This window comes from Streptomyces sp. CO7, from assembly GCF_053474865.1.
Genome location: NZ_JBRIOU010000006.1, coordinates 339,081 through 340,278 on the forward strand (window position 1 = coordinate 339,081; position 1,198 = coordinate 340,278).

General features: G+C 76.2%; 1 protein-coding gene. It reads left to right on the plus strand.

Annotated elements, in window-relative coordinates:
• A partial coding sequence (locus ACOV8S_RS23075; RefSeq protein ID WP_448319946.1) for an MFS transporter occupies positions 1 to 1,198 on the plus strand: 1,198 nt, incomplete at both ends.

Consider the following 1,198-nt stretch of genomic DNA (forward strand, 5'->3'; position numbering starts at 1 on the left):
GTCCTCGTGCGTCCTCGTCTCGTCCCCGCCCCCTACCGCCGTCTGTTCGCCGCCGAGGGAGCCGCCGCGTTCACCGGGGCGGGTTTCCTCGCCCGGCTGGCGCTCGCGATGTCGGGCGTCGCCACGGTGGTGATGGTGTCGTCGACGCACGGGTCCTACGCGCTGGCGGGCCTGGTCACCTTCGCCTCGCTGATCACCACGCTGGTGACGATGCCGTGGCTCGGGCGGCTGGTCGACCGGTTCGGGCAGGCGCGGGTGGCGGTGCCGGCCGCCGTGTGGTCGTCCGCCTGGACCGGCGTGCTGGTGGTGTGCGCGGTGCTGCGGGCCCCCGCGTGGGCGCTGATCGCCGCGAGCGTCCTGTCGACCACCGCGCCGAACGTGGGCGCGATGGCGCGGGCCCGGTGGGCGGAGATCCACGACGGCGACGCCGTGGCCATGCACCGGGCCAACTCCTTCGAGCAGGTGCTGGACGAGGTGTGCTTCGTCCTGGGCCCGGTCCTGGCGGTCGCCCTGGCGACCTCCGCCGCCCCCTGGGCGGGCAAGGTCTGCTCCTTGGCGCTCACCCTGACCGGCACGCTGCTCTTCGCCGGGCGGCGCCGCACCGAGCCGCCGGTGCGTGCCGCCGCTCCCGCGTCCGCGGACGGCCGCTCCACCGCCCCGCTGCGGCAGCCGGGCATCCAGGTCATGGCCCTCACCTTCCTGTGCACCGGCGCGGTGTTCGGCTCCCTGGAGCTGGTCACCGTGGCGTTCACCGAGTCGGTGGGCCACGGCTCGCTGGCGGGGGTGGTGCTGGGGCTGCAGGCGGCCGGATCCGCGGTGTCGGGGCTGGCGTTCGGCGTGGTCGCCTGGCGCGGCGGCCCGGTGCGGCGCTTCCTGGCCGGTGTGGCCGGCATGGCGGTGCTGATGCTGCCGCTGGTGTTCGCCGGCACGCTGACCGCCCTGGTGCCGCTGATGTTCCTGGCCGGGGCGGCCACCTCCCCCACCATGATCAGCGGTACCGGCGTCGTCCAGGAACTGGTGCCCCGGGAGCGCCTCAACGAGGGCCTGACGCTCACCACCACCGCCCTGTTGGGCGGCATCGCGCTGGGCAGCGCGGTGGCCGGCTGGGTCGTGGAGCGGCACGGCGCGGAGCACGGCTACGTGCTCCCCGCGGTCGCGGCGGGGGCCGCGCTGTCCGTCGCCGGCGCGGGCGCGGCGC